The following is a 25999-nucleotide window of genomic DNA, read 5'->3' on the forward strand; positions in this document are numbered from 1 at the left end:
TTGACGTAGTCAGCATGGCCCGGGCAGTCCACGTGGGCGTAGTGACGGGTCGGCGATTCGTATTCGACGTGGGCGGTCGAAATCGTGATGCCACGTGCCTTTTCTTCCGGCGCCGCGTCGATCGCGTCATACGCCTTGAATTCGCCACCGAAGCGCTCTGCACCCACCTTGGTCAGTGCTGCCGTCAGCGTCGTCTTGCCGTGGTCCACGTGACCAATCGTGCCGACGTTGACGTGCGGCTTGGTGCGTTCGAATTTACCCTTTGCCATACGCCTAAAACCCCGATGGAGTCGAATGATGAAAAGTGAGGATGATACCCGCGGACCGCGGTGAGATGGTGCTCATGACTGGAATCGAACCAGCGACCTCTTCCTTACCAAGGAAGTGCTCTACCGACTGAGCTACATGAGCACGAAAAACACCTTACGACGACTTCAATGGAGCGGGAGACGGGAATCGAACCCGCACCATCAGCTTGGAAGGCTGAGGTTCTACCATTGAACTACTCCCGCCTGGTTGAATCAGCCTTTGCGGAAATCGTCTGGTGGAGGGAGGTGGATTCGAACCACCGAAGGCGTAAGCCAGCAGATTTACAGTCTGCCCCCGTTGGCCGCTTGGGTATCCCTCCAACAAAGAACGGCTATTGTGTGGATCGGCCCCGGAACTGTCAACACCTCTCGCGGGAAAATTGACGTTTTCCAGCGATTTTTTTCACTCCTGCAGACGCGTTCTTCAGATGCCCTCGGCCACGTGCGCGTCCACCAGCTGCTCCATCTCCTTGGAAAGATTCATTAGCCGCATGGCCTGCTCTTGCAGCTGGCGCTCGTGGTCGTCGCGCGGCTCCCAGGACGGCACCGGCGTGGGCTTGCCCTCGGGTGCATCCAAGGCCACGAACACCATCACGCAGCTGGTGGCCAGGCGGTGCTCGTCCTTGCGAAGGTCGCGCGCCAGCACGTCCACGGCCATGTGCATGCTGGAACGACCCGTATGGATCAAGCGCGCGCGCACCGTGACGAGGTCGCCGATGAGGATGGGCTTCACGAACTGGATGCCGCTGACCGAAGCCGTGACGCAATACGCGCCGCTCCAGGCCACCGCGCAGGCGTAACCGGCCTGGTCGATCCACTTCATCACCATGCCGCCGTGCACCTTGCCGCCGAAATTGACGTCAGTCGGCTGGGCGAGGAAACGGAAGTTCACTTCGTGCTGCTTGCCGGGCATGGGACGGCCACTCCAACGAGAAAGGCGCCAATTATGCGCCGCGTTACGTGGTCGCACACCAGTGATGTGGCTCACTCATGGTCGTCGACGCGATAGATCATGGGTACAGCGATGATTTTCCCTAGCACACGCCTGGGATCGTGATCGATCACGAAGCCCATGTGGAGATAGACAGGCACGGCACCGGGCGCCGCATTCAGCGTGAAGCTTCGCGCGGCGGCACGGCGGATGCAGTCCTTGCGAAGGCGATCCCACAGTTTCCGGGCAACGCCTTGCCCTTGGTATCGCGTGCCGACAAACAGCTGAAACACATGACTGTCATTGCGCACTGCTGCAACGCCGGCTAGCGCGCCGTCGACAAACGCAAGATGGAAGCGCTGACCAGCCTCGATCTTCCCGCGTATCACGCTCGACCGCAGCGACTCTTCCAGCATGATCACCGCGGCGGGCGGCTGGTCGGGAACGACCCATCGGCGCACGACCCTCCGCACCAGCCGAGAAACCGCGGGCGCATCGTCGACGCGTGCCAGTCGCATGCGGACTTCGCTCATGACGGCATCACAACATGTGGTCACGGGCCGGACAAGACGCCTTTGGCCGCAACCCGACAGCAAGTGCCTCGCGGGTTCGAGCCACCCCTCAATCCAACGCCATTCATCGATTGACGAGCGCCAAGGTTATCCAAGGCAAACGACGACAGGATGTTGTCGAAGTTGGCCGATGCCTCTCTCGTCCAAGCCTGACATCGCCCGCGCCGGCTCATGCGTACTGTCCAAACCCTCTTTAACTAAAACCTAATCAGGAAAGAGGACGCATGAATTTCGGCAAGAACAAGCTCTCTGCATCGGTACGTCTGGCGCTCCGCTGGCAGCGTCGCCGCGATCAAGGCGGCAAGCACAGCTGCTCCTTCCACGATCTACCAGATCCAGAAGATTTGGCATGCGGGCCTCAGCGGTGAGCTGTTCAGCCTGCCTGCGGGTGCCGTCCAGTTGGCCGGCGGCTTCGAGTACCGCAAGGACTACGAACACGCCATTCCCTCACCGCAACTGGTGGTTGACCCCACCACCGGCAGCTGCGTGCTGGGCAGCCAGTGCCTGAGCGCCGTGCAGGGCGGCTACACCACCAAAGACCTGTACGCAGAGGCGTTTATCCCGGTCCTCAGCGGCATGCCGGGCGTGCAATCGTTGAATCTGACTGTCGGCGATCGCTACTCCCGCATTTCCGGTTTCGGCAGCACGAATAACTTGAAGTTTGCGCTCGAGTACAAGCCCTTCGATGACCTGCTGTTACGTGGCACGATGGAGCAGGTGTTCCGTGCGCCGAGTCTCAGTGAGCTGTACACGTCGGGTTCCGACGCGCCACTGATCCACTCCGACCCTTGTGACGGCTATACCGGCGCCCCCGCAGGCTCGCCGTTGGCATTGGCGTGCCAGAACGTGCCGACCAACGGAAAGTTCGTGAACAGCGATGCGGCGAGCCGCAACCAGAGCGGCGCCATCGTGCAAGGCGCATATGTGGCGGGCGTGCCGATCAAACCGGAACACGGCACGTCCTACGACTTCGGCTTCGTTTACAGCCCGTCGTACGTTCCAGGCCTATCGACCACGGTGGATTTCTGGCGCGTCAACCTCAACGACACCATCACCACGGTGGGCCTGCAGAGCCTGCTCGATGTCTGCGCGGCTGGCGTGACGGAAGACTGCCGCTTCATCAAGCGCGACGCTACCGGCAACCTGTCGCCGGCGACGATCGAACCCATCACCAATCTGGGCACCATCAACACCGCGGGCATCGACTGGTCGGCCAACTACAAACTCCCGCAGTTCGCCGTTGGCCAGTTCAATATCGGCGTATCGGCGACCTACTTGCAGTACTACGATCTCATCACCGCACCGGGCATTGCAGGCGCCGACGTCTACAAGAATGCCGGCCATTTGTTGCCCTACGGCTCCTCGGCCTCGGCGGCCTGCCCTGACAATGCTGGCGTCTGCCTGTTCCCGCGCTGGCGCGGGCAGGGCTTCGTAGATTGGCAGGCCGGTGGCTGGAGCGCCCAGTGGCGTATGCGCTACATCGGTCGCTTCCAGAACGGTGCCGCAACAGGCTCGCCCCAGGACAGCTATCCGAACGGCGAGTCGGGCACGATCCTGAAGTACGGCGCGACGGTCTACAACGATGTGTCGATCGGCTACAACCTGGCGCCCATCAACACTCGTCTGGACTTCGGTGTGAACAACGTGCTCGACAAGCAGCCGCCCATGCTCTACGCCAACAACACGCTCAATGCCAACACCGATCCGAGCGACTTCGATCTAATGGGGCGTTACTGGTGGGCTCGCGTGACGGTGAAGTTCTAAGCCGCTCACACACGTGCATGCATCGAAGGCCGCGCAATTCTTTTGCGCGGTCTTCGTTCAGGCACCCACGAGCAGCTACCGAACAATCCACCTACCGCAACACAAAAAAAAGCCGCGCAATGCGCGGCTTTTTTTGTTGCCCTGAGTCGTCCAATCAGACGTTGAACAGGAAGTGCAATACGTCGCCATCCTTGACGATGTAGTCCTTGCCTTCCTTGCGCAAGCGACCCGCCGCGGCGGCGCCGCTTTCGCCCTTGTACTGGATGAAATCGTCATAGCTCACCGTTTCCGCACGAATGAAGCCGCGCTCGAAATCGGTGTGGATGACGCCAGCGGCTTGCGGCGCCGTGAAGCCGCGCTTGATCGTCCAGGCACGCACTTCCTTCACGCCGGCGGTGAAGTAGGTCTGCAGGTTGAGCAGCTTGTAGCCGGCGCGAATCACGCGGTTGAGGCCGGGCTCATCCAGGCCCAGGTCCTTGAGGAATTCGTCGCGGTCGGCGTCGTCGAGCTGCGAGAGTTCTTCCTCGATGGCGGCGCACACTGGCACCACTTCGGCGCCTTCGGTGACGGCGCGGGCGCGCACGGCATCAAGGTGCGGGTTGTTTTCGAAGCCGTCTTCGCGCACGTTGGCGATGTACATCAGCGGCTTGAGCGTGAGCAGGAACAGGTCGCGCACCAGCGCCTTTTCCTCGTCGTCCAGGCCCAGGCTGCGCGCGGACTTGCCTTCGTTGAGGCCTGCGGCCAGCTTCTGCAGCACCGGCTTCTTGGCAATCGCTTCCTTGTCGTTGGCCTTGGCCGAACGCTCGGCGCGGTTCAGCGCCTTCTCGACGGAATCCAGGTCGGCCAGCGCGAGCTCCGTGTCGATGGTCTCGATGTCGGCGATGGGATCGACCTTGCCGGCCACGTGGATGATGTCGGTGTGCTCGAAGCAGCGCACGACGTGCGTGATGGCGTCCACTTCGCGGATGTGCGCGAGGAACTTGTTGCCCAGGCCTTCACCCTTCGACGCGCCTGCCACGAGGCCGGCGATGTCGACGAACTCGACAGCGGTCGGAATCACCTTCTGCGGATTGACGATGTCCGACAGCGCCTTGAGGCGCTCGTCCGGCACCGGCACCACACCCACGTTCGGCTCGATGGTGCAGAACGGGAAGTTGGCCGCAGCGATGCCCGCCTTCGTCAGCGCGTTGAACAGGGTGGACTTGCCGACGTTAGGCAGGCCGACGATGCCGCATTTGATGCCCATGTGTTTTCCGTGAGGTCGGCGCCATTGGCGCCTGCAAAAAGGTGAATGGTAAAGGGAAAGCCCGTGCCGTGTTTTCACGTCGCCGATAGCAGCGCCGTGGGCGCCTGCTCAACGGGCGAGCGATGTCACCCGGCAGGTGTATGGAGTTTCTGCATGGCCTTGTCGAACTGGCCATCCACCGCCAGCGGCAGCACATCGAGGGCGCGCGCAATGCCATCGACGATAGCGTCCTCGTCCTTTTGGGACGCGCGACCAAGCACCCACGACGTGACTTTGTCCTTGTGACCCGGATGACCGATGCCCACGCGCAGACGATGAAATTTCGCGTGGCCAAGATGCGCAATGATGTCGCGCAGGCCGTTCTGGCCGCCGTGCCCGCCATCGAACTTCATGCGCACGGTGCCGGGATCGAGATCCAGCTCGTCGTGCGCCACGAGGCACTCTTCCGGCTCGATCTTGTAATAGCGCAGCGCCGAAGCCACCGCGATGCCGCTCTTGTTCATGAAGGTGGAGGGCTTGAGCAGCCACACCGGCTCACCGCCGATGCGGACCTTGCAGGTCTCGCCATGCAGCTTGCCATCGAAGCCGAAGCGCTCGCCCTGCCCTGACGCTAGGGCGTCAACAAACCAGAACCCGGCGTTGTGCCGGGTTCGGAGATATTCGGCACCGGGATTGCCCAGTCCGACGATGAGTCGAAGACCCGCCATAAGATCACGCGGCCCGCGTTCGCATGGAACGCGGGCCGCAGCGACTTACTTCTTGGGAGCTTCCGGCGCCGGAGCGGCTTCGCCCTCGGCCGGGGCAGCGTCGACTTCTTCCTTCACCGTGTTGGCGGTGACGACGGCCGTGTCGTGGTCGGCGCCCAGGTGCAGGGCAACGATTTCCACGCCCTTCGGCAGCTTGAGCTGCGAAAGGTGGACGATGTCGCCCGGCTTCAGGTCGGCCAGGTCGAGTTCGATGAACTCCGGCAGATCCTTCGGCAAGCAGGACACTTCCACTTCGGTCAGGTTGTGCGAGATCACCACGCCCGAGGTCTTGGCGGCGGCGGACTTTTCCTGGTTCAGGAAGTGCACCGGCACGTTGACGCGCAGGGCGGCGTTTTCGTCGACGCGCTGGAAGTCCATGTGCAGCATCTGCAGCTTGTACGGATGCTTCTGCCAGTCACGCACCAGCACCTTCTGCACCTTGCCGTCGACGTTCAGGTCGAGGATCGAGGAGAAGAACCACTCGTGCTTGGCAGCGAGCAGGATGGTGTTGTGTTCGATCTGGATGCTCTGCGGAGCCTGGCCGGCACCGTAGACAACAGCAGGAACGACGCCGGCATGACGCAGGCGGCGGCTCGCACCTTTCCCCTCGTCATTACGGGCCGAAGCCTTGATTTCGTGAGTCGTAGCCATGTGGGTATTGCCTATCAAAAGTGAGCTGCCTCGCGGCAGTCAGGCGACTCCCCCGCGACCAGAGGAGTCGTGAAACAGCGGCAGGCTTGTGCCTGCCGCGGAAAACTCAGTCGATGTACAACGAGCTCACCGATTCGCCAAAGGCGATGCGGCGGATCGTTTCCGCCAGCAGCTCGGCCACCGAGAGCTGACGGATCTTGCTGCACGCGGCAATCTCAGGCCGCAGCGGCAAGGTGTTGGTGACCACCAGCTGGTCGAGCTGGGAGCCTTCGATGTTCTTCAGCGCCGCACCCGACAACACCGGATGCACGCAGTACGCCACCACCTTGCGGGCGCCGCGCTCCTTCAGGGCCGCAGCAGCCGCACACAGGGTGCCAGCGGTGTCGACGATGTCGTCGACCAGCACGCAGGTCTTGCCGTCGACTTCACCGATGATATTCATCACGGTGGCCACGTTCGCCTTCGGGCGACGCTTGTCGATGATGGCCAGGTCCGCGTCGTCCAGGCGCTTGGCCATGGCACGCGCACGCACCACGCCACCCACGTCCGGACTGACCACGATCAGGTCGTCCATGCTGTAGTTGCGCCAGATGTCCGCCAGCAGCACCGGCGAGGCATAGACGTTGTCCACCGGGATGTCGAAGAAGCCCTGGATCTGATCCGCGTGCAGGTCCACCGTGAGCACGCGATCCACACCCGCGGTACCGATCATCTTCGCCACCATCTTCGCCGTGATCGGCACGCGCGCCGAGCGCGGGCGACGATCCTGGCGGGCATAGCCGAAGTACGGGATGACCGCCGTGACGCTGGCCGCCGAGGCGCGCTTGAGCGCATCCACCAGCGTCAGCAGCTCGAACAGGTTTTCCGCGCTGGGCGCGCCCGTGGGCTGCAGCACGAACACTTCCTGGCGGCGGACGTTCTCTTCGATCTCCACCTGCACTTCGCCGTCACTGAACGTGCTGACGAGCGCCTTGCCCAACGGCACACCCAGACGCTGAGCAACATCCTCGGCGAGCGCACGGTGCGCATTGCCGGTGAAGAGCATCGGACCGGAGATGTCGACAGTCATTTCTCTGAACCTGTGTGAGCCATATGAAAATGGCTGGGGCGGAAGGATTCGAACCTTCGCATGCAGGAATCAAAATCCTGTGCCTTAACCAGCTTGGCGACGCCCCAGTAACAACTGGATTTTCCTATCTGCCGTTCCTGTCGACGCCGCGAAAGCGCGTCAGGGCGACATGCAACGGAGAAACGTCCTCGCCCCTGGCCACATGGGCCGTGAAGCTGGCGGGACACCGCTCCGCAATGGCTTCGGCACGCTCCACGGAGTCCGTTTCCAGGAACACACATGCACCGCTGCCGGAAAGCCTTGCCCGGCCGAAGCCGTCGAGCCAGTCCAGCGCCGCAGCCACACGCGGATGTCGCGCGCGGACCACGGGCGCGAACGCGTTCTCGACCGTTTCGCCCGAAGCAAAGGAAGAAATTGTGGCGGGCGGAGCATTTCGTGTCAATTCAGACGCTTGAAAAAGTGCCCCGGTGGGCACGTGTTCGTGGGGGTCCAGCACCACGTACCAGCGCTGCGGAAGGCCCAGTGGCGTGAGTTTTTCGCCGATGCCCTCGGCCCAGGCCGAGCGCCCGCGCACGAACACCGGCACGTCGGCGCCCAACTGGCAACCCAGCTCGGCCAGGGCATCCTCGTCCAGCCCGACGCCCCACAGGCGGCTCAACGCCACCAGCACGGTCGCGGCGTCGGAGCTGCCCCCACCCAGGCCGCCGCCCATCGGAATGCGCTTTTCCACCTCGATGTCGGCGCCCGCCCCCGGGGATGCGTGTTCCTGCAGCAGACGAGCCGCGCGGACCACCAGGTCGGTCTCGGCCGGTACGCCGGGAACGTCGGTGAGACGGTGAATCTCACCGTCGTGCCGGACGCGCAGGCGAATCTCATCGCCCCAGTCGAGCAGGCGGAAGACGGTCTGCAGCTCGTGGTAGCCGTCGGCGCGCCGGCCGACGATGCGCAGGAAAAGGTTCACCTTGGCTGGCGCGGGCCACACGGTCCAATCGTCGGGGTCGGGCGGCGCCAGCGGTCGGCTCATGAAGACGCGCAGGTCGTCCGGAAAGCCATTCTCGCGATCACGTTCACGGGCGAAATCGAACTCGGGGCGGTGTTTGTCCACCACCTCGAAACCATGCTTGGCATAGAACGGCGCGTTCCACGGCACATCGGCGAGCGTGCCCAGGTCCACGCGGTGATAGCCGGCCATGCGGGCCCAGCCGCAGGCGTGCTCAAGCAAGGCGGCACCGATGCCTCGCTGGCCGTGCGAGGGAAGCACGTCCATCTCGGCCACGCCGATCGCGTTGCCGCCCTCTTCCACGTCCAGCCAGATGAAGCCCACTGGCTCGCCGGAACCGATCACGGCCACCCACACCAGTCCGCGCGCGATGGCTTCGCGCAGCACTTCCGGCGGCACGGACACATTGCGATAGGACGGCCACGCGCGGTGGCCGCGAAACAGTTCGACAGCCGCGCGCTCGATCGCGCACAAGGCATCGACCTGTCCGAGGTGGGCGCGTTGGATGTGGAAGCTCATGGGGCTCCGGGTCATTCTCTGTGCGTGACGTTGGCCGTCACCCCGGCGCAGGCTGGGCTGATGGCTTTGGGTACAACGCGATAAGCGGGGCCTCCTTCAAAAACGGCCTGCACCCCTTATTGAATCGTCCACGACTCGATCGACAGCCGTACCGAACTCGTTGCACTGCTGGCGAAGACCTTGGTGGGCAGGGCGGGCTCGCGCTTGGTGTCCCAGCCGGGGTAGGCCACCGTCCAGCTGTCTTGCGTCAGGGTCACCGGCAGGCCCTGGTCGCCGAACTTCAGTTCGGCCGGGCCGCTGTCGGCACGCGTGCCCAGCACCCAGGCGCGCAGGTTGCGGAACGGCACCTGCCAGCCCAGCGTGTTCTGCACCAGCGATTCGACGTCGGGGCTGCGCTGCGGGCCGCCCTCGAGGCCTTCCAGCGTGGCGCCTTCCGGCGTCACGGTCAGCTTGAAGCTCTTGCTGCCCACCGGCCCGCGCACCACGAATTCGTAGCTCTGGCCGTTCTGCGTCCAGGTGAGCGTGCCGCTGCCGCCCTCCTTCTTGCCGTTGACTTCGCCGGACACGCCGATCTTGCCCTGCAGCACCCAGTGGTCGGTGGTGGCGAGCAGGTGTTCGCGGGCGCGCTGCTCGTTGAGCAACACCGCGTAATCCGCCTTGGGCTGCGGGCGGACGGCTTCCTTATGAACGCAGGCGGCTAGCAGCAGCGGCAACGCTGCCGCGAGGAGTCGAATCGGAAGCTTCATGGATTGAGGCGCTTGAGGGTGTTGTGGAGGTTGTTGCTTTGCGGGTCGATCTTACGCACTTCGTCGAACACCCGGCGCGCATCTTCCTGGCGCCCCTGCTTCCACAGCACTTCGCCCAGGTGCACGCCGACGTCGGCGTCCTTGTGCGCCGCCCATGCGCCGCGCAGTGTCGTTTCGGCCTGGTCCAGATGGCCCAGCCGGTACTGCAGCCAACCCCAGGAGTCCTGGATGGCCGGGTCGTCCGGGCGCGCGGCGCGCGCCTGCTCGATCAGCCGCTGCGCCTCGGGAAGATCGCGATTGGCATCGGCCAGCGTGTAGCCCAGCGCGTTGCTGGCGTCGGTGTCGTCGGGCTTGAGCTGAAGCAGATGGCGGAAATCGTTGATCGCCTGATCCGTCTGCCCGGCCTCGGCATAGGCCAAGGCGCGGCCATACAGCAGGCCCGGATCGTCAGGCGTCACCTGCAGGGCGCGACTGAAGGCGCGCTCGGCCTGGGCGTACTGCTGCTCGTCCATGTACAGCTCCGCATCCACTTCGTAGGTGCGGCGCAGCTGGGTGGGCTGGTCCAGATAATCGGTCTGCATCTGCGCGAGCTGCTCGTGCGCCTCGGCGCTACGGCCCAGGTCTTGCAGCAGCACGGCGCTGCGAAGGTCGGCATCGAACGCATGGTCGTCATCGTCGGCGACCTGGTCGTACCACTTCAGCGCTTCTTCTTTCTTGTCGAGCATTTCCGCCATCTGGCCGAGCAGGTAGGCGCTGCTCTGGCGTACGTCGTCCGGCGAATGCTGGAGCTGGGTGTAGAGACGGTTGATGGTCTTGGTGTCGTGTGCGCGTGCGGCGAACGCGGCGCGCATGGCGTAGGTGTCGGCGTCCTGCGGGCCGCTGTCGAGCATGTGCGCGGCGGCCGCGTAGTCGCCCCCCTGCCCCAGCAGCGTGGCATAGGCGAGGCGCAGGTGCGTGTCCTTCGGGTCCTTGGCCAGCGCCTTGTCGAACAGCGCCTTGGCGCCGTTCTTGTCGCCCTCGCGGTACTTCATCTGGCCCAGCCATGCATACGTGTCGGCCGTGCCGAAACGCTTCACCGCGGCTTCGGCAATCTGCAGTGCATAGGGGTGGCGGCCGAGCTTTTCGCCCAGCTCGCTCATGGCCAGCCAGGCCTGCGGGTCATTGGGCAGCCGTTGCGGCGTAGCCACCGCCTCCAGCAACTGGGCGGACTGGGCGGCATCGCGACCGCTGACCAGCACGCGACCGAACTGTCGCCAGGCATCCGGGTCGCCGGTGTTCACCAGGATTTCGAGCTGGCGGCGCGCCTCCGCCGTATCGCCCTGGCTCAGCGCCAGCTGGGCTCGCGCCTGGGCGAGCGGGGCCGGCTTGCCGCCCAGTGCCTGCCAGCGGGCGATGGCCGCCTGGGCCCCGTCCACATTCCGCGTGGCAATGGCCAGCGCCGCGGCCTGCTCGGCCACCTTGGGATCGGGCGAAAGCTGCATCGCGCGGCCGTAGGCTTCGGACGCCGCCTTGAGATCAGTGCGGGTGAGCGCCATCTCGCCAGCGAGCAGCTGGGCCATCAGGTCGTGGTCTTCATCGGGAACGGCCACCACCAAACGGCCCAGTGGCTGTTTGTCGTTGGCCAACGGGTGTCCCGAGGAACCGGAGACGGTGGCGCACCCGGCCAGAACCAGCGCCGCCAGGCCGGCGGCCGCAAAATGCCGCAGTTGCTTGAACTTGGACCACCTGCTCAGCACACTATTCTCCGCTCATCCGTCCGTGACATGGCCGTATCCACAATGTAGAACGGTCGTCGCTAACCGCCAGTTTACGCCGGATGCCCCCCGCCTCGAATCGCCCTGAACCATGAAGCTGATCGCCTTAGGGCTCAACCACCTCACCGCGCCGGTCAATTTGCGCGAACAAGTGGCATTCGATGCGGAGTCCGCCGGATCGGCCCTGCAGGCGCTTGCCCGCGAGCCCGGCGTGGAAGAGGCGATGATCCTCTCCACCTGCAACCGTACCGAACTTTATGTGAGCGTCTCGGCAGGAGCCGAGGACGTTCCGCAGGCATGGCTGAGCCGACACCATCATCTGACTGCCGGCAAGCTCGATGAGTTCCTCTACCGCCACGACGAAGACGAGGCCGTGCGGCACATGTTCCGCGTGGCCACCGGCCTGGACTCGATGGTGCTGGGCGAGCCGCAGATCCTCGGCCAGGTGAAGGACGCCTACCAGCAGGCGCGCGACGCCCAGGCCCTGCGCGCGCCGATGGAACGCCTGCTGCAGCACACCTTCGCCGTGGCCAAGCGCGTGCGCACCGATACCCGCATCGGCGCGCACACCGTGTCGGTGGCCTTCACCGCCGTACGCCTGGCCGAGCAGGTGTTCACCGATCTTCGCCAGGCCTGCGTACTGTTGATCGGCGCGGGCGACACCATCGAGCTGGCCGCGCGCCATCTGGTGGACAAGCAGGTGCGCCGCCTCATCGTGGCCAACCGCACGCTGGAAAATGCGCAGGATCTGGCCACCCGCCACGGCGGCTACGCCATCTCGCTGAGCGACCTGCCGCAGCATCTTGCCGAGGCGGACATCGTGATCAGCTCCACCGCGGCACGCCAGCCCGTAGTGACGCGCGCCATGGTGGAGAAAGCCGTGGCGGCACGCCGCCGCAAGCCGATGTTCATGGTGGACATCGCCGTGCCGCGCGACATCGAAGCGTCGGTGGGCGAACTGGACGACGTCTTCCTCTACGGCATCGACGACCTGCGCCAGGTGATCGACGACAACCGCCGCTCGCGCGAAGCGGCCGCGCGCGAAGCCGACGCCATCATCGATCTGCAAGTGGAACGCTACATGGCCTGGCGTCGCGCGCTCTCGCTGCGCAACCCGGCCGTGGACCTGCGCCAGCATGCGGAAACCTATCGCGACGAAGTGCTGGAAAAAGCACGCGCCATGATCGCGCGCGGCAAGTCGCCCGATGAAGCGCTGGCCTATCTGGCCAACACGCTCACCAACAAGCTGCTGCACCATCCAAGCGCACGCCTGCGCGAAGCGGCGCTGAGCGGCGACATGGATCTGCTGCACGCGGCCGGCCGCCTGTACGGCATCACGGAGAAACCGGAAGTGAGCGAAGAGTAGCGAGCAGTGAGAAAACACCAAGGCTGCCCGGCCTTCTCTCGCTACTCACTCCTCTCAACTCATTCCTCCCATGACTCCTTCCATTCGCCGCAAACTCGAATCCCTCGCCGAACGTCACGAAGAAATCGGCCTGCTGCTCGCGCAGCCCGATGTGCTGGCCGACAACAACCGCTTCCGCGAACTGTCGCGCGAATACGCGCAGCTCGAGCCGGTGGCGAACTCGCTGCACGAACGTGACCAGGCCGAGCGCGAGCTCAGCGAAACGCGCGCCATGCTCGACGATCCCGAGCTGCGCGACATGGCGAAGGACGATGTCGCCCGTCTCGAACAGCGCCTCACCGAACTGGACGACGAGCTGCAGATCCTGCTGTTGCCGAAAGATCCGCGCGACGAGGCCAACCTGTTCCTCGAAGTACGCGCGGGCACCGGCGGCGACGAGGCGGCCATCTTTGCCGGCGACCTGTTCCGCATGTACACGCGCTACGCCGAGCGTCGCCGCTGGCACGTCGAAGTGTTGAGCGAGAACCACGGCGAGCACGGCGGCTACAAGGAAGTGGTGGCGCGTATCGAAGGCAAGGGCGCGTATTCGCGCCTGAAGTTCGAATCGGGTACGCATCGCGTGCAGCGCGTACCGGAAACCGAATCGCAGGGGCGCATCCACACCTCGGCCGCGACCGTGGCGATCCTGCCGGAGATGGACGACATCGACGACATCGAAATCAACCCGTCCGACATCAAGACCGATACCTTCCGCGCCTCGGGCGCGGGCGGCCAGCACGTCAACAAGACCGACTCGGCCATCCGCATCACCCACCTGCCCACCGGCATCGTGGTGGAGTGCCAGGACGAGCGCAGCCAGCACAAGAACCGCGCGCGCGCCATGAGCCTGTTGAAGGCCCGCCTGCTCGACGACGAACGCAGCAAGCAGGCTGCCGCGCAGGCCGAATCGCGCCGCCTGCAGGTGGGCTCGGGCGATCGCAGCCAGCGCATCCGCACGTACAACTTCCCGCAGGGGCGCATCACCGACCATCGCGTGAACCTCACGCTGTATCGCCTGCCCGAAGTGCTGCAGGGCGACCTGGACGAGCTGGTCGACACGCTCACCCGGGAGAACCAGGCCGACGAACTGAAGGCGCTCACCGCCGGCTGAGCCGCCCATGGCACGCCGATCCGTCCGCACGGATTGGCAGCCATGCCCGCCCTGCGTTAGTTTGGGCGGATGACTGATCTCTTTACCCCCTCTTCCCAGGTGCTCGCGCAGCAGATCGTTGAACAGATCGAGCGCGGTGCGTTCGATGCCGCCGAACAGGCCGCCAGCGATGCGCGCAGGCATTACCCCGACGACGTCGAACTCGCCCGCCTGCACGGCGTGGCCCTGCTGCAGCTGCAGCGGCCCGCCGATGCCGTGAGAGTGCTGGAGGAGGCCTCCCAGCTGGCACCGAAAAGCGTCGAAGTGCAGTGCAACCTCGGCAGCGCCCGGCTCGCCAATGGCGATGCGGATGGTGCCATCGAATTCCTGCGTGCCGCCCTGCGCCAGTCGCCCGGCCACCCCGCCATCCTGCTGACGCTGGGCAACGCACTGATGGCGGCCGCCCGCTTCCAGCATGCGCGCGAGTCCTATGCCATGGCCACGCACGGCGCACCGGACCATCCGGGCCTGCGCCTCAACCTCGCGGCCGCCGAACTGGAACTGGGCAACGTCGATCAGGCGCGCACGCACGCCGACGAAGCCTTGGCCCTGCATCCCCGTTTCGACGCTGCCTATGCGCTGCGTGGACGCATCCTGCAGACGCAGGGCAACGGCGCCGAAGCCACCAAGGCCTGGTTGCAGGCCGAACGCCTGTCGCCACGCAACCCGCAGTACCCGCTTGCCGCGGGCCAGGTGATGGAAGATGGCGGGCAACTCGCAGCGGCAGCCGACGCCTACGAGCGCGCGCTGCGCCTGAATCCCAATGATGGTCGTGCCCTGAGCCAGTTGCTGTTTCTGCGCCGCCGCTTGTGGGACTGGCACGACCTGGACGACCTGAGCAACCGCCTGCAGGCCGCAGTGGTGGATGGCACGACGGTGGTCAGCCCCTTCACCATGCTGGCCGAAGACGTTGATGCCGCCATGCATTTGAAGACGGCCAAGGCCTATGCCGCGGTAATCGAGGAACAGACGGCGCCGCTGCGCAAGCAGCAGGCCTTCAGCCATGCCAAGCCGGCGCCCGACAGCCCGATCCGCGTCGGTTTCGTGGCAGACGGCTTCAACGACCACGCCACCGGTCTGCTGGTGGTGGCGATGTTCGAGGTTCTCGCCAACGACGAGGATCTCGACCTGCACCTGTTCGCCACCACGCCCGACGACGGCGGTTCCATCCGCCGGCGCCTGGCCGCGGCCACCACCATGCACGACCTCTCCGCGCTCAATCACGCGCAGGTCGCCCAGCGCATCCATGACACGGGCGTGGAAGTGCTGGTCGATCTCAACGGCTATTCGGGCCGCGACAACGCCGAACTCTTCGCGTTGCGGCCCGCGCCCATCCAGGTCAACTGGCTCGCCTATCCGGGCAGCATGGGTGCGCCCTGGATGGATTACCTGGTGGCCGACAAGGTCACCGTGTCCGATGAGCTGCGCGCGCACGTCAGCGAAAAGCTGGTGCGCCTGCCGCGCTGCTACCAGCCCAACGACAACACGCGCGAGGTGGCGCAGCCGCCGTCGCGCGCCGAATGCGGCCTGCCCGAACAGGGCACCGTGTTCGCCTGCTTCAACAACGGCTACAAAATCAATCCGGCGGCGTTCGCGCGCATGATGCTGGTGCTCCAGCAAGTACCCGACAGCGTGCTGTGGCTGCTCAGCGGCGTGGACGATGCGAATGATCGCCTGCGCGCCGCCGCCAGCGCCGCGGGCATTGCGCCGGAGCGCCTGGTGTTCCTGCCGCGCCTGGCGCACCCGGAGTACCTCTCGCGTTACCTCAACGCCGACCTGTTCCTCGACACACTGCCGTACAACGCGCACACCACCGCTTCCGATGCCCTGTGGGCAGGCTGCCCGGTGCTCACCTGCACCGGCCACACCTTCGCCGGTCGCGTCGCCACCAGCCTGCTGCAACAGCTCGGCCTGCCTGAGCTGATCTGCGAGGACGAGGAAGCCTTCATCGCCATGGCCACGCAGCTGGGCAACGATCGCGAGGCACTGGCCACGCTGCGCCAGCACCTGTCGCAGCAACGCACGCAAAGCTCGTTGTTCGACATGAAGGGCTTCGCCGGTGATTTCCGTCGCGCGCTGCAGGCCATGAGCGCGCGCTACCGCATCGGCCGCAAGCCGGCCGACCTGGACCTGTAACCCGCCGGCCAGGCTTGCCAGCCGGAGCACGTCGCGGTGCTCCGGTTTCGCGGAACGACGGGCACAAGGCATGGAGGGCTTCTTCACTCCGCCCTTGCCCCGACTACGGACAATGCCAGGGGGCTTTACCCAAGGAGGCGCACCATGGGCAAGAAGAAAAAAACCTATCGCCACAGCATGGCCGAACTCCAGCTGGAGCTGGCCGGACTGCATCGTTGGCTGCAGCGCAGCGGCCACCGGCTGGTGGTGATCTTCGAGGGACGCGACGCGGCCGGCAAAGGCGGCACGATCAAGGCCATCACAGAGTCGATGGATACACGCGGCTACCGTATCGCGGCGCTGGGCAAGCCCAACGACGTCGAGTCCTCGCAATGGTATTTCCAGCGCTACGTGGAACATCTCCCCAGCGCCGGCGAAATCGTGCTGTTCGACCGCAGCTGGTACAACCGCGCCGTGATCGAGCCGGCCATGGGTTTCTGCAGCAAGGCGCAGTACAAGGCCTTCATGTCGGCGGTGCCGGCGTTCGAGAAACTGCTGACCGACGACGGCATCATCCTGCTCAAGTACTGGCTCGCGGTGGACCAGGAAGAGCAGGAAGAGCGCTTCGACGAACGCGCGAAAGACCCGCTCAAGCGCTGGAAGCTCTCGGCCACCGACCTCGCCTCGCGCGACAAGTACGAGGAAATCGGCCACCTGCGCGACCTGATGATCGAACGCACCAGCCGGCCGCACGCACCTTGGTTCGTGGTGAACTTCAACGACCAGAAGCGCGGGCGCATCAACCTGATCCGACACCTGCTCGAACAGGTGCCGCGCAGCGAGGAAAGCATTCCCGAACCCAAGCTGCCCAAGCTCAAGGGCAAGCCCAAGTCCGAGCAGGTCACGCGCAAGGCGGAATGGGTGCCCGACAGCTTCGGCGAGTGAGGCTTATCCCGCGGCCGCGCGGCGCAACGCGTCCACGTCGATCTTCTGCATGCTCATGATGGCGGCGTGGACGCGCGCCACGCTGGCCGCATCGCCGGTGGTGAGCAAGGGCATCATCTCGTCCGGCACCACCTGCCACGAGAGGCCGAAGCGATCCTTCAGCCAGCCGCATTGGCCGTTCTTGTCGGCGGCGCCTTCGAGCAGACGATCCCAGTAGTGATCGATCTCCTCCTGCGAGCGGCAGTGCACCACGAGCGACATGGCTTCATTGAACTGGAAGATCGGGCCACCGTTCAAGGCCGCCATGGACTGGCCGTCGAGTTCGAAATCGACCGTCATCACCGAACCTTCGGCACGACCCGATGCCCTGGCACTCTCTGCCGTGTAGTGCGTGGTGGCGAGGATGCGCGAGTTGGGAAAGATCGACACGTAGAACCGGACAGCGTCCTCGGCCTGATGGTCGAACCACAGGAACGGCGTGATGCGCTGGAATCGCGTGGACATGCGGCACTCTCCTTGGCGTGATGGATCGACCATCGATGGGCTGGCCGTCGCAGGGCGTGGCCCTTCATCCAGACGACGAGCGACGCGCCGCCGAATCGACACGGTGATGTACTCCCCGCGCCGTGCGTCCAAGGTCGACGCGAAGTGAAGGCCCGGGCCGGCCCGGTTCAAGCTTTGCCTTCCCGGGCCGATAAGGCGAAGGCCTGAAATCCAGGCACGCTGGGGTGCGTCTATGCCAGGAAGAGGCCGGAGGCCCGAACTGGTCAAAGGGGACAGAGCGGCCGAGATCGTCACGCCGTTCGTACTGGTCGTCGTGGTGATGATTGGGCTGTGCGTTGCCAGCCTGGACATCCTTTCCGCGGCGCGCGCCTTCGTGGGCGGCGAAAGCCGTTGGTCCAAGGCGCAGAAGATCGCTGTCTCCAGCCTGCAGCACTACCTATCCAGCAACGCCGAAGCCGACTACCGGCAGTTCCTCGACGCCGTCGCCGTACCCCTGGGCCATCGCGCCGGACGCGTCGAACTGGACCGCGCCCACCCCGACATGTCGGTGGTGACCGAGGGATTCCGTCGCGGCGGCACCGACGAGGCCGACATTCCCGGCATGGCCCGTCTCTATCGCTACTTCCACAACGTGGGCAGCATCCGCCGCGCGGTCGACATATGGGTGGAAGCCGATCGTTCCATCGATGACATGGTCGCGCTTGGCGCCGACGCGCACCGACGCATCAGCGCGGGCGAGCGTGACCGCGCCTGGGCCGAATCGACCAGTGCGCAGCTGCGCGCCATCGACGAACGGCTCACGCCGATGGAATACGCATTCACCGATGCGTTGGGTTCCGCCTCGCGCGAAACCGTCAACCTGCTGCGCGTGTGGTTGTGCCTGGCGGCAGCGACGATGGTGCTGATCGCCGCGCGACGCGCACGCCGACTGCTGGACGATCGCGTGCGGGTGGCCGATGAGCTGCGCGCCAGCGAAGACCGCTTCCAGCTCGCGGTGGCCGGCAGCAACGACGGCCTGTGGGATTGGGACCGCACCACCGGGCACATCTACCTCTCCCCTCGCCTGCGGCAGATGCTTGGACTCAACATCACGGACGACGGCGCCGCCACTTCCGTGTTTCTCTGCCTGCATCCGGACGACCGTCGCCAGGTGATGCGCGCCGTGACCGCGCACGTGTGGCGCAACCATCCGCTGAACGTCGAATTCCGGGTACCGCAACGCTTCGGTGCACCGCGCTGGTTCCATGCGCGCGGCGCCTCCTCGCGCGATGCCACGGGCGCGTCGCGACGCATGGCAGGCTCCGTCACGGAGATCACCGAGCGACGCAAAGCGGACGCCATGCTGTTCGCGGCGAAGGAACGCGCCGAGGTCACGCTGCAGTCCATTGGCGACGCGGTGATCACCACCGACGCCACCGGCTGCATCGAATTGCTCAACCCCAGCGCCGAACGCCTCACGCGCTGGACCACCGACCGCGCGCGCGGCCGGCCGGTGGGTTCCATCTGCCATTTCGTGGCCGAGAGCAGCGGCGTTCCCATCGCCGATCCGGTCATGCAGGTGCTCGATGGCCAGCCGGCCTGGAGCCAGAACGACAAGCTCGTGCTGATGCATCCGGAAGGCACGACGATCGCCGTCGACCTGACCGCCACGCCCATCCGCGATCGCTCCGGCAACATGGATGGCGCCGTGCTGGTGCTGCGCGACGTCAGCAGCGATCGCGAGCATGCGGCGCAATTGAGTTACCAGGCGAGCCACGATGTACTCACCGGCCTGATCAACCGCCGCGAGTTCGAACGCCGTCTTGCGCGCGCCATGACCTCCGCGGAAAGCAACGGTCGCCCGTTCACCGTGCTGTACCTGGATCTCGATCAGTTCAAGGTGGTCAACGACACCTGCAGCCACGCGGCCGGCGACGAACTGCTGCGCCAGATCGCCGCCTTGTTCTTCGAACACGTGCGCCCGACGGACGCGGTGGCGCGACTGGGTGGCGACGAATTCGTGGTGTTGCTGGAAGACTGCGACGCGGATGCCGCGCTCACCGTTGCCGAGGGACTGCGCGTCGCCATCGGCGACCTCAACTTCGCGTTCGGCGAACGCGGCTTTGCGACCAGCGCCAGCATCGGTCTGGTCAGCCTGAGCGCCGATGATCGACTGGCGCGCGAGGACATCCTCGGCGCGGCCGACGCGGCCTGCCATCTGGCCAAGGAAAAAGGCCGCAATCGCGTGCAGACCTATCACCTCGACGACGACGAGGTGGCCGTGCGGCAGACCGAGATGAGTTGGGTCAGCCGCATCCAGGCCGCGCTCGCCAGCCAGCGGTTCGCACTCTACGAGCAGGACATCGTGGACTTGCGCCGCCACCCGCCTCATCGGCACGTGGAAGTGCTGCTGCGCATGGTGGGCGAAGACGGCGAACTGATACCGCCGCGGGCCTTCATCCCCGCCGCCGAACGCTACGGGTTGATGCCTTCCATTGATCGGTGGGTGGTGCAATCGGCGTTTGCCGCGTTGCGCGGGGCGATGGATCGGGGCGTGGCCGAAATCCCCTCGCAATGCGCGATCAACCTTTCCGGCACCTCGCTATGCGAGGAGGGCTTTGCCGTGTTCCTGCGCCAGCAATTTGCGGCGTTCGACATTGCACCCTCGTCGATCTGCTTCGAGATCACCGAGACCGCGGCCATTTCCAGCCTTTCACGCGCCACGGCCTTCATCCACGAGATGCGCGCGCTGGGCTGCTATTTCTCGCTGGACGACTTCGGCGCCGGCATGTCCTCGTTTACCTATCTCAAGCACCTGCCCGTCGATTTCGTGAAGATCGAAGGCAGCTTCGTCAAGGACATGATCGACGATCCCATCGACTACGCCATGGTCGAGGCGATCAACAACATCGGCCACGTCACCGGCAAGCGGACGATTGCCGAATGCGTGAGCACGCCTGAACTGCTGGCGGCGGTGCATCGGCTGGGCATCGACTTTGCACAGGGCTTCGTGCTTTCCGTGCCGCGGCCGTTCCTGCAGCGGACGGGACCGCTGGGAACCGCGCGCGCATCGACGCACTCCAGCGCGTGAGCCACTCAGTGCGTGCGGAAGCCGACGACGTCGATTTCTTCGCAGGCTTCACGCACCACTTCGTCGACACGCGCGCCGGTGGGCCCTTGCCACAACCATCGTTCCAGCTTCTCGATGCATGGCGCCGCGCCGATGGCGACGACCTCGACGCGACCGTCCTCCAGATTTCTCGCATAACCCGACAAGCCAAGCGCCATCGCCTGCTCGCGCGTGCTGGCGCGATAGAACACGCCCTGCACGCGACCTTTGACGAAGAAGCGCATGGCGGCCATGGTTATTTGCCGAGGCCGATGGCCTGGCCCAGCGAGGTTTCGTTGACCGTGCCGACGAAACGCTTGGCCACCTTGCCATCCGGGCCGATCAGCCAGGTGGTGGGCAGGCCACGGGGTTCATCGAAATCCTTCAGCGGCTTGTCCATCGTCACCTGCGCAATCGGATAGCTCACCGGGTGCTTGGCGACGAACGCCTGGATGTCCGCCTTGTCGCTGTCGTCGTAGGCAAGGCCGATGGCGCTGACCTTGTCCTTGTGAGCGCTGACGAACCTGGAAATGTCCGGCATTTCCTTGATGCACGGCACGCACCAGGTGGCCCAGTAATTGACGATCACCCACTTGCCACGCTGCGAGGCCAGGTCGTACGGCTTGCCATCGAGCGTGGTCACCTTGATCGACGGCTGCTCGGGCATGGCGGCGTGCGCCGCGCCGGCCAGGGCCAGCATGCAGCCTGCGGCGGCGAGCGTTTTCAACAACTTCATCGCGATGTGTCCTTGGATAAGTTCGAAACCGTTTGGTCCAGCGGATAAGCGTCGTGCAACGACGTGTGCAGCATGCCGTCCAGCGCCAGCGCCGCCTCATCGAGCAGCGCAAGCAGCGGGGCCGGCAAGCGCAGTTCATGCACGCTGGCCGCTTCTACCGGATGCAAGGGCACGCGGTAGCTGCAATGAGCATACACGCGCATCAGGTCAGTACTGTCGAGACTGCGCGAAAGCAGCCAGCCGGAACCCACTTCGCCCTCGATGAGTTTCGCGCGCTGCAGGTCGCCGAAATAATTCACGATGGACGCGCGATGCAGTCGCGGCTCTTTGGCGCGCACCGTATCGGGCGTGATCTTGCGTCCTTCGCGCTGTGCCTCGATGAAATGCCCCAGCACCACGAGCAGGCCCAGCAAGGCCGCATCCTCGCGAAGAAATTGCGAGGGCGGCAGGTAGTCGAAGGCCGAAACCGCCGCGGCCACGGACGCGCAAAGAATCACGATCACCCACGACAGGTAGATCCACAGCAGGAAGATCGGCAGCGCCGCCAGCACGCCATACACCTGCTGGTAGGTTTGCGCATGATGGATGAAGCGCGCAAAACCCCAGCGCGCCAGCTCGAACAGGATGGCCCCCATCAAGGCGCCGATGGCGGCGTTGCGCCAATGGATGCGGCGGTTGGGCACCACCATGTAGATCAGCATCAGCGTCAGGAAGGTGACGGTGAACGGCAGCACGCCGACCAGTCGCCCCTTCAGGTTGAGCGTGCTTGCCGCATCGTTGAGTAACGGCAAGGCCGTAGCGTAGGACGCCACCGCGACACCGCCCACGATCAACACCGGCCCCAGCGTGAGCGCGGCCCAATACAACAGCAGGCGCGACACCCAGCCGCGTTGGCGTTGCACGCGCCAGATGCGGTTCATGCGGTCCTCGATGCTCACCATCATCGACAGCGCGCTGAAGAACATCACCAGGATGCTGATGCCGGTGAGCTGGCTGGCGTTGTTGGCAAAGGCGTCGAGGTACTTCTTCACGTATTCGCCCGCCGCGGGAACGAAGTTGGTGAATACGAAATCGATCAGCGTGCCGCGCGCGCCGGCAAACGCGGGAAACGCGGCGAAGATCGCCAGCGAGGCCACGATCAGTGGCACCAGCGAGACCAGCGTGGTGTAGGACAGCGCGCCGGCCGTCTCGAAGCACTTGTCGTCGATGAACCGCTGCCACAGGAAACGGCGGAAGCTGTGCAAGCGGTCGCGATCGAAACGCAAGGCCATGGTGACTCCTTTCGACGTCGAACGCCCCATGGTGACGCCATGCCTCATGCGCAGTGCGTGAACAGGGCGCCGACGGGGGCTTGAACGCCCGTTACACTAACCGATCGAGACACTCACGCCCAACGCCATGAGCCAAGACATCCTGGTCCTCTACTACAGCCGCTCCGGCCATACCGCCCAGCTCGCCCGATTGATCGCGCGCGGCGTGGAGGAAATCCCCGGCATGCGCGCCCGGCTGCGCCAGGTGCCGCCCGTCGCGCCCGTCACCGAAGTGGCGCAGCCGCCCGAGCCGGAAGAAGGCGCGCCCTACGTGACGCGCGAGGACCTCGCCGAATGCGTCGGTCTGGCATTGGGCAGCCCGACTCGCTTCGGCAACATGGCGGCGCCGCTCAAATACTTCCTCGACTCCACCGGCGCGGAATGGGCCAGCGGCGTACTCGCCGGCAAGCCTGCCGCGGTGTTCACCGCCACCAGCACCATGCACGGCGGCCAGGAATCCACCCTGCTCAGCATGGCCCTGCCGTTGCTCCATCACGGCATGCTGCTGGTCGGCCTGCCGTACACCGAGCCCGCACTCACCGCGACCCAGAGCGGCGGCACGCCTTACGGCGCCAGCCACGTTGCCGGCGCCAAAGGCGACAACGCCATCAGCGAACACGAACGCGAACTGGCCCGCGCGCTGGGGCGTCGCCTTGCGGACGTGGCGCGTCGTTTGGCGGGTGCCGCATGACGGCATCTGTCACCACCAACTATCGCGTGGGATTGCTCGCGTGGGCCGCGCTGACCGTGCTGCAACTGGTTTGGCATGGCTGGCTGTTTCCCGCGCAGACCATGCCGCCTGCCCTGGTGCTCGCCATCACGGTAGTGCCGTTGCTGCTACCGCTGCTTGCGGTTCGCGACGTGCGTCGCGCGTTGCTCTGGGTGGGCATTCTCAGCCTGTTCTATTTCTGCCATGGCGTGAGCGAGGCGTGGAGTGCACCGGGAGAGCGTTGGCTGGCGTGGTTGGAGATTGGATTTACGTTGACGTTGATTGGGGTGTTGGGGGCGGGGGTGAAGAGGCGACGTTCGGTGTAGCGCTTGATGATTGCTGCCTGCTTCTACCCAACTACATCGCGATCTGGCTCGCCTGCCGCGGGCTTCCGAACCGCTGCCGCGGTCCGGGTCACTTTTCTTTGCTTGCCCAAAGAAAAGTAACCCAAAGAAACGCCCCCCCCGGATGACACGCCTTCCGTCCCTTGGACGGAAGGTACGCGGTCGGGTTACGGGGTTTTTCGACAGGACATCCGTGTCCTGTCGAAAAACTGGCCGCATCCCTGCGGCCACCCTGCGGGCTTTCCTCCACCCGCCCGCCGCTGTCATACGGGGACCCCACAGAGCCAAGAGCAGAAGCAAATGCGAAAGCCAAAGCTCGAAGTAGCTACGCGTCCGCGAGCACCCGCCCCTCACCCCAGCCCTCTCCCACAAGGGGAGAGGGAGAAGTGAGGTGCACAGAGAAGGCGTGAAGAGCGAAGCCAAAGCAAAGGCCGATGCGAAGCGAGGCTCCGCTTTAAGTCCTCTGCGATTCGGGCGCGTTGCGCAGCGCTTTGGCGTACTCGCTGTGTGGCCTCCCATGGGTGTCCCGCGCAAACCATCCTCGAGCGTTAGGGCTTATCCCCTCGCTATGCTGCGAGCCTTTGCTCTGAAGGCCATTTTCTTTGGGTTACTTTTCTTTTGGGCCAGCAAAAGAAAAGTGACTCGAGCGGCGGCAGCCGATCGAAACGCCCGCTGCGTAAGCGGCCAGATCGCAGAAGCGCCGCATAAGAGCGAGCAGAGGATTCGCGGCAACCAAGTGCAAAGTCACTGGATGACCAGCCTTCGGCTGTTGAAAAGCGCCTCCTGCCTCCGCAGGAATGACGAGCTAAGCCATCCTTCGCTGCTGAAAATCGCCTGCGCAGGAATGGCGATCGAAAGAACCCACTCGCAAACACCTGCCCAAAAACCATCCCCTTAAAAACACTCCGCCAACCTCCTCACCCCCTCATCAATCTGCGCAAGATTCGCCCCCCCATACCCCAGCAACAACCCTCCCCTCTCCGGCGCAACGATGTAGCACGGCGTCAGCGGCCGCACCGACACGCCCTTGGTAGCCGCCTTGCGCGACACCGCCACATCATCCACGCCATGCGGCAACAACCCCGCCAACTGCATGCCTGCTTCCGTGCCGATCACCTCCAGACGCTCGCCCAGATATTTCTGGATGGCGTCGTGCACCGCGACGCGGCGCTCCATGTACAGCGTGCGCATGCTGCGGATATGCCGCGCGAAATGTCCCTCGCGGATGAATTCGGTCATGACCGACTGGTAGAGCATCGATGAGAACGTGTCGATGGCATCGCGCGCCGCATGGAAGTCCGGCACGAGGTCGTGTGGCACCACGACGTAGCCCAGTCGGAGCGCAGGGAACATCACCTTGCTGAAGGTGCCCAGATAGATCACGCGCGCATGCGTGTCGGTGCCCTGCAACGACGACAGCGGGCGGCTGCCGAAGCGGTATTCGCTGTCGTAGTCGTCCTCGATGATCCATGCATCGTTTTGCGCAGCCCAGCGCAGCAACTGCATGCGCCGCGACGCGCTCATCGCCATGCCCAGCGGGAACTGGTGCGACGGCGAGATGTACACGGCACGCGCACCCACGCCCACGCGTGTGCCGTGCGCCACGTCGATGCCTTCCGCATCCACGGGCACCGGCACCAGTTCGGCGCCGGCCGTGCGCAAGGCCTGGTGCGCGCCGGGATAGCCGGGATCTTCCATCCACACGCGCTCGCCCGGATCGAGCAACACGTGTGCGCAGATCTGCAACGCCTGCTGCGAACCGGTGGTGATGAGGATTTGCGACGCATCGCAGCGCACGGCGCGCGAGGCACCCAGGTATTCGGCAATGGCCTCGCGCAGCGGCAGATGTCCCATGGGATCGCCATAGCCCATCGCCTCCGGCGACAGATGGCGCGCGTGCCGGCTCACCAGCTTCGACCATAGCGCCGTGGGAAACGCATCCAGCGCCGGCAGGCCCACGCGAAACGCGCCCATGTTCGCCAGCCAGGTCGCTTCCGGCGTATGCATCTGTGCGGCGCGCAGCGACGTGCGCCGTGAGCCGCTACGCGTGGTCGGTTCCGGGCGCGCTGCCTTGATCCGGCCCATCGTCATGTCTGAGGGAATGGCCCTGGCCACGCAGGTGCCTGCGCCGGTGAAGGTTTCGAGGAATCCTTCGGCCTGCAGTTGTTCGTACGCGCCGAGCACCGGAATGCGCGAAATGCCCAGCTCGTTGGCCAGGCTGCGGGTGGAAGGCACGCGCTGCCCAGGCCTCAGCTGCCCGCTGCTGATGGCGCGGCGAAACCAGTCCGACAGCTGCTGGTACATGGGCGAATCGCTGGCCATGTCCATGGCCACGGGCGGCAGGAATCCGGCGGGAATGCGCTGCATGGCGACGGCTCCAGAGTGGT

At 65.0% G+C, this 25999-nt stretch carries 24 protein-coding genes and 4 tRNA genes; 9 read left to right on the forward strand and 19 right to left on the reverse strand.

The genetic code is table 11. The annotated features are described in order from the left end of the window. The 6 genes from ABIC75_RS06685 to ABIC75_RS06710 all read right to left on the reverse strand — a co-directional run. On the reverse strand, positions 1 to 269 hold a 269-nt coding region (locus tag ABIC75_RS06685; RefSeq protein WP_302073458.1), incomplete at its 3' end, for a GTP-binding protein. 66 nt (positions 270 to 335) lie between these two features. After that, a tRNA-Thr gene (locus ABIC75_RS06690) sits at positions 336 to 411 on the reverse strand. A 27-nt stretch (positions 412 to 438) separates the two neighbouring features. Then, positions 439 to 512, reverse strand: a tRNA-Gly gene (locus ABIC75_RS06695). A gap of 30 nt (positions 513 to 542) precedes the next feature. Continuing rightward, positions 543 to 628: transfer RNA gene (locus ABIC75_RS06700), tRNA-Tyr, on the reverse strand. A gap of 104 nt (positions 629 to 732) precedes the next feature. Then, positions 733 to 1221, reverse strand: a complete 489-nt coding sequence (locus ABIC75_RS06705) for an acyl-CoA thioesterase (protein ID WP_354013083.1) — start codon at positions 1219 to 1221, stop codon at positions 733 to 735. Between the two features lie 71 nt (positions 1222 to 1292). After that, complete coding sequence (locus ABIC75_RS06710) at positions 1293 to 1772, reverse strand: GNAT family N-acetyltransferase (protein ID WP_354013084.1); 480 nt, start codon at positions 1770 to 1772, stop codon at positions 1293 to 1295. 263 nt (positions 1773 to 2035) lie between these two features. On the opposite strand from ABIC75_RS06710, the gene ABIC75_RS06715 reads away from it, so the two are divergent. Continuing rightward, on the forward strand, positions 2036 to 2179 hold the full coding sequence (locus ABIC75_RS06715; protein ID WP_354013085.1) for a hypothetical protein: 144 nt from the start codon (positions 2036 to 2038) through the stop codon (positions 2177 to 2179). 10 nt (positions 2180 to 2189) lie between these two features. After that, positions 2190 to 3575 (forward strand): TonB-dependent receptor domain-containing protein, encoded by a 1386-nt coding sequence (locus ABIC75_RS06720; protein ID WP_354013713.1) that lies wholly within the window; start codon positions 2190 to 2192, stop codon positions 3573 to 3575. 154 nt (positions 3576 to 3729) lie between these two features. Here ABIC75_RS06720 and ychF read toward each other — a convergent pair whose 3' ends face one another. From ychF to ABIC75_RS06760, 8 genes are all read right to left on the reverse strand, one after another. Beyond that, the gene (gene ychF, locus ABIC75_RS06725; protein ID WP_354013086.1) at positions 3730 to 4821 is read right to left on the reverse strand and encodes a redox-regulated ATPase YchF; all 1092 of its coding nucleotides are present in this window, start codon (positions 4819 to 4821) and stop codon (positions 3730 to 3732) included. Between the two features lie 125 nt (positions 4822 to 4946). Next, complete coding sequence (gene pth, locus ABIC75_RS06730) at positions 4947 to 5528, reverse strand: aminoacyl-tRNA hydrolase (protein WP_354013087.1); 582 nt, start codon at positions 5526 to 5528, stop codon at positions 4947 to 4949. A gap of 45 nt (positions 5529 to 5573) precedes the next feature. Then, positions 5574 to 6218 (reverse strand): 50S ribosomal protein L25/general stress protein Ctc, encoded by a 645-nt coding sequence (locus tag ABIC75_RS06735; RefSeq protein ID WP_354013088.1) that lies wholly within the window; start codon positions 6216 to 6218, stop codon positions 5574 to 5576. Positions 6219 to 6324: 106 nt separating this feature from the next. After that, a complete protein-coding gene (locus tag ABIC75_RS06740; RefSeq protein ID WP_074547662.1) occupies positions 6325 to 7263 on the reverse strand; it encodes a ribose-phosphate diphosphokinase in 939 nt (312 codons plus the stop codon). Positions 7264 to 7317: 54 nt separating this feature from the next. After that, positions 7318 to 7394: transfer RNA gene (locus ABIC75_RS06745), tRNA-Gln, on the reverse strand. Positions 7395 to 7411: 17 nt separating this feature from the next. Then, positions 7412 to 8806 (reverse strand): 4-(cytidine 5'-diphospho)-2-C-methyl-D-erythritol kinase, encoded by a 1395-nt coding sequence (gene ispE, locus ABIC75_RS06750; RefSeq protein ID WP_354013089.1) that lies wholly within the window; start codon positions 8804 to 8806, stop codon positions 7412 to 7414. 116 nt (positions 8807 to 8922) lie between these two features. After that, positions 8923 to 9552, reverse strand: a complete 630-nt coding sequence (gene lolB / locus ABIC75_RS06755) for a lipoprotein insertase outer membrane protein LolB (RefSeq protein WP_354013090.1) — start codon at positions 9550 to 9552, stop codon at positions 8923 to 8925. Continuing rightward, positions 9549 to 11288 (reverse strand): tetratricopeptide repeat protein, encoded by a 1740-nt coding sequence (locus ABIC75_RS06760; protein ID WP_354013091.1) that lies wholly within the window; start codon positions 11286 to 11288, stop codon positions 9549 to 9551. Before ABIC75_RS06760 ends, lolB begins: the two co-directional genes overlap by 4 nt. A 109-nt stretch (positions 11289 to 11397) precedes the next feature. Between ABIC75_RS06760 and hemA the strand changes: the two genes are divergently transcribed. From hemA to ppk2, 4 genes are all read left to right on the forward strand, one after another. Continuing rightward, entirely contained in the window at positions 11398 to 12672 is a 1275-nt protein-coding gene (gene hemA, locus ABIC75_RS06765; RefSeq protein WP_354013092.1) for a glutamyl-tRNA reductase, read from the forward strand. 70 nt (positions 12673 to 12742) lie between these two features. Then, on the forward strand, positions 12743 to 13822 hold the full coding sequence (gene prfA, locus ABIC75_RS06770; RefSeq protein WP_354013093.1) for a peptide chain release factor 1: 1080 nt from the start codon (positions 12743 to 12745) through the stop codon (positions 13820 to 13822). A gap of 69 nt (positions 13823 to 13891) precedes the next feature. Further along, positions 13892 to 15997, forward strand: a complete 2106-nt coding sequence (locus tag ABIC75_RS06775; RefSeq protein WP_354013094.1) for an O-linked N-acetylglucosamine transferase family protein — start codon at positions 13892 to 13894, stop codon at positions 15995 to 15997. Positions 15998 to 16141: 144 nt separating this feature from the next. Beyond that, positions 16142 to 16921 (forward strand): polyphosphate kinase 2, encoded by a 780-nt coding sequence (gene ppk2, locus ABIC75_RS06780; protein ID WP_354013095.1) that lies wholly within the window; start codon positions 16142 to 16144, stop codon positions 16919 to 16921. A gap of 3 nt (positions 16922 to 16924) precedes the next feature. On the opposite strand, the gene ABIC75_RS06785 is transcribed toward ppk2, so the two are convergent. Continuing rightward, positions 16925 to 17425, reverse strand: a complete 501-nt coding sequence (locus ABIC75_RS06785) for a VOC family protein (RefSeq protein ID WP_354013096.1) — start codon at positions 17423 to 17425, stop codon at positions 16925 to 16927. A gap of 232 nt (positions 17426 to 17657) precedes the next feature. Between ABIC75_RS06785 and ABIC75_RS06790 the strand changes: the two genes are divergently transcribed. After that, the gene (locus ABIC75_RS06790) at positions 17658 to 20495 is read left to right on the forward strand and encodes an EAL domain-containing protein (protein ID WP_354013097.1); all 2838 of its coding nucleotides are present in this window, start codon (positions 17658 to 17660) and stop codon (positions 20493 to 20495) included. A 5-nt stretch (positions 20496 to 20500) separates the two neighbouring features. Here ABIC75_RS06790 and ABIC75_RS06795 read toward each other — a convergent pair whose 3' ends face one another. The 3 genes from ABIC75_RS06795 to ABIC75_RS06805 are packed head-to-tail and all read right to left on the reverse strand — an operon-like array spanning position 20501 to position 22520. Next, positions 20501 to 20767, reverse strand: a complete 267-nt coding sequence (locus tag ABIC75_RS06795; protein WP_354013098.1) for an acylphosphatase — start codon at positions 20765 to 20767, stop codon at positions 20501 to 20503. A gap of 2 nt (positions 20768 to 20769) precedes the next feature. Next, positions 20770 to 21249, reverse strand: coding sequence for a TlpA family protein disulfide reductase (locus ABIC75_RS06800; RefSeq protein ID WP_354013099.1), 480 nt, complete (start codon positions 21247 to 21249; stop codon positions 20770 to 20772). Beyond that, on the reverse strand, positions 21246 to 22520 hold the full coding sequence (locus ABIC75_RS06805) for a YihY family inner membrane protein (RefSeq protein ID WP_354013100.1): 1275 nt from the start codon (positions 22518 to 22520) through the stop codon (positions 21246 to 21248). The genes ABIC75_RS06800 and ABIC75_RS06805 overlap by 4 nt, the downstream gene beginning before the upstream one ends. 127 nt (positions 22521 to 22647) lie before the next feature. Between ABIC75_RS06805 and wrbA the strand changes: the two genes are divergently transcribed. Both wrbA and ABIC75_RS06815 read left to right on the forward strand, forming a co-directional pair. Beyond that, positions 22648 to 23250 (forward strand): NAD(P)H:quinone oxidoreductase, encoded by a 603-nt coding sequence (gene wrbA / locus ABIC75_RS06810; protein WP_354013101.1) that lies wholly within the window; start codon positions 22648 to 22650, stop codon positions 23248 to 23250. After that, entirely contained in the window at positions 23247 to 23594 is a 348-nt protein-coding gene (locus ABIC75_RS06815) for a DUF2069 domain-containing protein (protein ID WP_354013102.1), read from the forward strand. Before wrbA ends, ABIC75_RS06815 begins: the two co-directional genes overlap by 4 nt. A gap of 912 nt (positions 23595 to 24506) precedes the next feature. Here ABIC75_RS06815 and ABIC75_RS06820 read toward each other — a convergent pair. Next, positions 24507 to 25979, reverse strand: coding sequence for a PLP-dependent aminotransferase family protein (locus ABIC75_RS06820; protein ID WP_354013103.1), 1473 nt, complete (start codon positions 25977 to 25979; stop codon positions 24507 to 24509). Between the last annotated feature and the right edge of the window lie 20 nt (positions 25980 to 25999).

This window comes from Dyella japonica (assembly GCF_040545895.1).
Taxonomy (GTDB): Bacteria; Pseudomonadota; Gammaproteobacteria; order Xanthomonadales; family Rhodanobacteraceae; genus Dyella; species Dyella japonica_D.